The 5,542-nt window shown below is 44.6% G+C and carries 8 protein-coding genes; 7 read left to right on the top strand and 1 reads right to left on the bottom strand.

Annotated features, from left to right (window positions below; all coding sequences use genetic code 11):
- From J0895_RS07570 to J0895_RS07540, 7 genes are all read left to right on the top strand, one after another.
- On the top strand, window positions 1-628 hold a 628-nt coding region (locus tag J0895_RS07570; RefSeq protein WP_207087499.1), incomplete at its 5' end, for an ABC transporter substrate-binding protein.
- A gap of 59 nt (window positions 629-687) precedes the next feature.
- Entirely contained in the window at window positions 688-1,560 is an 873-nt protein-coding gene (locus J0895_RS07565) for a vWA domain-containing protein (protein WP_207087498.1), read from the top strand.
- Between the two features lie 907 nt (window positions 1,561-2,467).
- A complete protein-coding gene (locus tag J0895_RS07560; RefSeq protein WP_242541132.1) occupies window positions 2,468-2,638 on the top strand; it encodes a hypothetical protein in 171 nt (56 codons plus the stop codon).
- A gap of 88 nt (window positions 2,639-2,726) precedes the next feature.
- Window positions 2,727-3,140, top strand: a complete 414-nt coding sequence (locus J0895_RS07555) for a helix-turn-helix domain-containing protein (protein WP_207087497.1) — start codon at window positions 2,727-2,729, stop codon at window positions 3,138-3,140.
- Window positions 3,133-3,543, top strand: coding sequence for a putative toxin-antitoxin system toxin component, PIN family (locus J0895_RS07550; RefSeq protein WP_207087496.1), 411 nt, complete (start codon window positions 3,133-3,135; stop codon window positions 3,541-3,543). The genes J0895_RS07555 and J0895_RS07550 overlap by 8 nt, the downstream gene beginning before the upstream one ends.
- Before the next feature lie 119 nt (window positions 3,544-3,662).
- Window positions 3,663-3,803 (top strand): hypothetical protein, encoded by a 141-nt coding sequence (locus J0895_RS07545; protein WP_207087495.1) that lies wholly within the window; start codon window positions 3,663-3,665, stop codon window positions 3,801-3,803.
- A 6-nt stretch (window positions 3,804-3,809) separates the two neighbouring features.
- On the top strand, window positions 3,810-4,031 hold the full coding sequence (locus J0895_RS07540) for a hypothetical protein (protein ID WP_207087494.1): 222 nt from the start codon (window positions 3,810-3,812) through the stop codon (window positions 4,029-4,031).
- A gap of 218 nt (window positions 4,032-4,249) precedes the next feature.
- Here J0895_RS07540 and J0895_RS07535 read toward each other — a convergent pair.
- The coding region (locus J0895_RS07535; protein WP_207087493.1) for a HesA/MoeB/ThiF family protein at window positions 4,250-5,542 on the bottom strand (1,293 nt) is incomplete at its 5' end.

Raw genomic sequence — 5,542 nt, 5'->3', positions numbered from 1 at the left:
TTCTCCCGCTTCGGTGGTAGTTTTTTACAACTCAGATAGTCCTTACAGTCAGCAATTAAAAGATGCTTTTTCTGCCGCCTTAGTGCAAACCAATGGTCAAGTGGTCAAAGATGTGGATATTACCCAAGGCGGATTTAATCCGGCAACCGAAGTGAGTGATGCAGCGCAACTCGGGGCGAATGTGGGAGTGTTGGCACTAAGTAAGAATAAAGTACCAACTGCCGTGGCGATCGCCCAAGCCAATGCCAACGCCGGAACCCCTCTCACCCTCCTCGGAGGAGATGAATTGTATAATCCGAATATCCTCAAAGACGGAGATTCAGCCATCAATGGCTTAGTCTTAGCCGTACCTTGGCGCTGGCAAGAAGGGGACGCCTTCGCCTCCCAAGCCACCAATATCTGGCAAGGGCGAGTCAGTTGGCGGACTGCCACCGCTTATGATACCACCCAAGCCCTCACCAATGCCATCACCCAACAACCCACCCGGGCAGAAACCTCACAACTGCTGCAAAACGGCATTGCGATCGCCGGAACTGCCACGGATTTCAGCCTCTTTGACCGCATCCCCTTAGTTCAAGCCGTTCCCGGTACTAGCGCCGGATTTCGCTATCAATTTGAACCCATTTAGAAGGTAAATTCACTTCAATTTGGGATAAAAAATTCATTCCATTACCGGCTAATATTACCATGATTCGTTCCCGTCGTCAAGTCTGGCACTATCCCTTATTTCAAATTCCCTTAATGTTGATGCTGGGTTGTGCCATTATTGCCGCCTTATCCTTGTTATTAGGATTAGGAAGACCTCCCGTTGCCGTGGCGATCGCGATCGACTATAGCGACAGTACCTCCGGCATCGTTCGCCAACAAGAAATTCAAGCCGTCCAATCCTATATCAATCAAAACCAAACCATCAAAAAACCCAACGCCATCCAAATTTTCGGCTTTGGCAGCGACATTCGCGCCCTCACCACCGACTTTACCACCGACAACGAGCAACTCAAAACTCAATTCAACAGTTCCATCCAACAACCCACCCTAGAACAAGAACTCGGAGGCGGAACCAACTTAAACCTAGCCATTCAACAGACAACTAACGCCCTGAGCACCATTGAAAATCGTTGCCGAGAACTCCTCCTCGTCACCGATGGAATTGCCCAGATTGATGATACCGTCATCCAGAATGCTCAAGTAGAAAATGTTAAAATCAATGCCGTCATTGTCGGCGGTGCAGAATCGGATAAATTGCAACAAGCTACCCGCTTAACAGACGGACTTTATCTATCAGCAGAAGCCAGTAACCTTGAGCTTTTATTCACGCAAACCTTTTTCCGAGATTTTAACAGTAACTTGCGCTGGGTGATGTTTTGGTTATCCGGGGCCTTCATCTTTTTAATGTGGACCCTCACCCTCCCCTTAGATCGCTGGCTGTTCCAGGGAATCATGGGACTAGACATGACCCTAGCGGGTCAAATTGCGATCGGTAACGCCTTATTTTGGACCGTAGTCACCCTGATTGCCATTTGGAAAGGATTTGGTATCCCCTTTGGTAACGCTTGTTAATCCGAGGTTTGGGACGGGATCGGGATACAAATTCGCCGCGATCGCCATCTTGTCTGTGAGGGAGATAACCGGGAGGTGCGATCGCGATCGCCTCTGAGGATTGTTCCGATCACCCCACCCCCTCCATTCCCCCAATACTATAAATACAGAAGCAAACCAGAGGTAATTCATCATGGCAACCCAAACCCAACAACTACGTCAAAACACCTATACCACCTATCGCGACCCCATCACCGGCCAATGGTTAGTCATCAAGCCAGAACAATAAGCCGCATAACAGGCGATCGGTCTAGGTAATTTACGATATTAATCATAAAAAACCCAGCCAAACCATCCCATAAACTCTTCTTTAACAATCAAATAAAAACTCGTCAAACTCGTTAGGAATGCCCTATTGGAGGCTCTGCCACCTTCGTTAAACTCGTTAAACTCCTTCCTAGGCTCTGCCTAGGAATGCTCTATAGCAATCCTAAATGATTTATGCCCTCTCCTGCTCCCCTCTCCTTGTAGGAGAGGGGTTGGGGGAGAGGTCTTCTTCCACAACTGATTTAGGGTCGCTCTATTGGAGGCTCTGCCTCCTTCTTCATCCATGAAAAACTCTCGGAAAAGTCACCCCCCCCGATCTGAAGGGGTGACAGAGTAGCTACAATTCTTTGAGGATAAGACTTGCAGCTCTTTGACACGATTGATAATTTGAGCGATGATTTCGATGCAAACTAACATATTCCTGAATTTCCTTGTGACAAGAATTCATGAAATTAGCCCAATTTTCTCCTCGCACTCCTACTTGAAAGGTACTATATAGCGGTTCCCAGAGTTATTCGCGTACATCTTGCTCGCACTCCCAAGATGTACGCGAATAACGGCGGGAAACGCTATAGCTATTTATTCGGAGTGGGAACGGTTGGTGCTGACTTATGGGGTGAGGGGAGTTAACCTCCATGATGCGAGGTTAGTGGCAGGAATGGTGGTGCATGGATTGACTCATATTCTGACTTTTAATACTAGGGATTTTGCCCGGTATGGGGAAGTGACAGCAGTGCATCCGATGGATAGGCGATCGCTCCCTTCAGAGTAAACACTTCAAGTGAAAAATTGAGAGGATGATAAGCGCATTTATCTACTATAATTAAGACCAAAAAATTAACAGGGAGAGGTTGCGACAGATGAAAGTTAAAACTAAACTGGCTCAATTAAAGGCAAATTACGGCGATATCAGCGACCGGGAAATTTCCGAACTAACGGGAATTGATGAACGACAGCTTAAAGAATTAGAGAACGGGGAAGCAAGGGCTATAGAATTTGATACTTTGGCTCAACTTTGCGCTTTTTTTCAATGTACTCCCAACGATTTGTTCGTCTTAGACTGGGAGGAAGTGGAGATAGATACCACTCCTCCAAGTGCAGAAGAACTTAGCAAAGCTTCTAAGATAATTAACAAAGCATTTGCCCGTGCTGAAGCTATGCCACCCCGTCCAGCTGAAGAAATCTGGAAAAGTTTTGAAGCCACTGTCGATCGCATTGCGTCCCAGAGGGAGAACTCAGAACCCTCTGTAAATGGGACGAATTTTGATGCTTAAAGTTGTGATTGATACTTCTGCATTTATTGCCGCGCTCCTTCGTCCAACAAGTAACAGTAGTCCCCGCCAAGTTTTAAGATTGTGGCGTGAGGGAAGGTTTAGTTTAGTCATGGCTCCACCGTTGCTTCAGGAGCTAGTCAGTCGGCTGATGAGGCGGGGAGTCCAGCCAGCCGATATCGAAGATTTACTGGTCGATATCAGAGCGATCGCCTTGCATATTCTCGGTGCATATCAAGCCACTCGACTTGATGAAATTGACCCAGATGATAATAAATTTTTAGCAGCAGCTTATGAGGCAAAAGCGGATTATTTGGTTTCAGTGGATAACCATTTGCTCTGGTTAAAATACTATCAAGGCACTCAAATAGTGACTCCAGCTTTGTTCGTGCGAGTGTTGCAATAATTAGGACTTACGCACCCCCCTCACGGGTCGGGTGGGCAACTCCAGCAGAAAGGGCCAAAGCGTTTCGGGAGTGGGCGGCGAGTCATCCGGGCGATCGGCTGGTAGTTGTGGAAATTGGAATGCTCCAGTTTTCGGTATTTTTTGACCCGGATATTTGTATGTTACTGACAGATCGCTTTCCCGAACAAATTGGCGAGTGCGATCGGGGAAAATCTATCCGTCTAGATTTTGCCGAAAGTTATGACATTACGATAATTTGAACGCCGGTGGGCGATCGAGTAATTTGTCAAATCAGCAAGTTTGGGTATGAGGAGAGGTTAACCAAGTATGAATTGGATCGGCAACAAGTTCTAGGAGAATTAAGACGGTTTTTGCTGGAATTCATGGAACTGTCGGTTAATTTAGGTTATGTCAGTTTAGAGGATAAATATCGGTTTATTATGCCCGCTTTTTCTGACCCAGCCAAGGTGACAAGCTTAGTTGGCTAGGTCGGGTAGGGTGCTTTAATGGAGCGGAATGTAACGCACCGAAGTCAGGGCGCTTTTCTGTAGCGCCCCTACGAGGTAAATTTAATCGGTAGGGTGCGTTAATGTAGCGCAGCGGAGTGTAACGCACCGAATTTAATCTTGTTACAGGGATCAATCTTCTCAAAAAGTTATCCAATCACAGAAATTATCGTTAAACTTGAAAATGTTTTCTCTATATGCTACCCAAAGAAATTATCGTCAGCGTTGTTAGGACCTGGGATATTTCCACAAACTTCACAAGATAAATTGCGTTCCCATTTGGCTCCATACCATCGTAAAATAGAAGGAGTTTTCGATCCATATTCCATCTTTGGCCAACTTTCATAAGTATTTTCGCGACGATTAGCCCAAATATAAAAGTCAGCAATCAAATCTTCCTCTAAAGACTTAATCCCGCTATCTTTACCGCGAGATAGTTCCTGCAACGCTAATTTGACAATCATATTGGAGATTGGCAAAATATCAGAAGATAAACCTACTTGAATTGTTGCTTTAACTTCATCATCAGGAACATAAGCAGGATTATCCTCTCTAGCTTGTCTAAATTGAGAAACTTCCTCTTGGCGAGATTCTAATAATTCTTTAGTAAAAACACAAGCTAAACAAGGTCCCTCAAAAGGGCGAACTCTTAAAACATCTCCACCACAAGCACGAGTTAAAGCTCTCCCGAAAATCGCCGGAATCTTATACTCAAGAGCAATACTGTTGAGATTAAAGCGACTGCGATTATTATCGCTGGCAGCAATAATTAGATCGCAATCTCTAAGTAACATTTTAGTTTTTTCAAAACTGGTATTAATATCTATTTCAGCCGTTTCTACTTGAATATAGGGATTTTTTCCATATAATAAATCCCTAACTGCTTTAGTTTTATAACGTCCTAAATCACCAGCACCACAAACATGACGGGCAACATTGGATAATTCTAAGCGATCGAAATCAATTAAAACAAACTTACCGACTCCTGCTTTGGCTAACTCTATGGCCACAGAAGAACCGCCACTCCCTAATCCGACTACTCCTACCTTGCACTCCTCAAGGACTGATGTTTCTAGCAACCCTTGACTGCGGGAATAAAGTTCACAACGTTGAGGGATAAATTTAACAATTCCCTCAGACAGAGAACCATCCGGTTGAGTAATAAAAACCCGATGTTGTAATTTGTCTTGTTCGATCGCTAATAAAATAATTACAGAATGAGTAAGATTTTCCCGTTCCCTAAGTTGGCTATTAACGAGTGAATTAGCCAGAGTAAACCCTTCCTCATTCCTGGATATTTTGGGTAAAAAATGAATGGCGGAAGGAACTGGAAGACCAGAAAAATGAGTTTTTGGATGAGAAGTGTAAACATGGAACACTTCTCCATCGTCAAATCCAAAAGCCACCGCAGAAACTTGATTGATTTGTGATGTTTTCCACTTGTGGTAAATCTCTTGAATCTGATATTCGTGCATATACACAAAAGAGGCTTT

Origin of the sequence: Phormidium pseudopriestleyi FRX01 (genome assembly GCF_017313335.1) — a bacterium.
Lineage (GTDB): Bacteria > Cyanobacteriota > Cyanobacteriia > Cyanobacteriales > Laspinemataceae > Laspinema > Laspinema pseudopriestleyi.
Note: the sequence above shows the minus strand (reverse complement) of the source record. Positions and strands in the feature narration are given on the sequence as shown.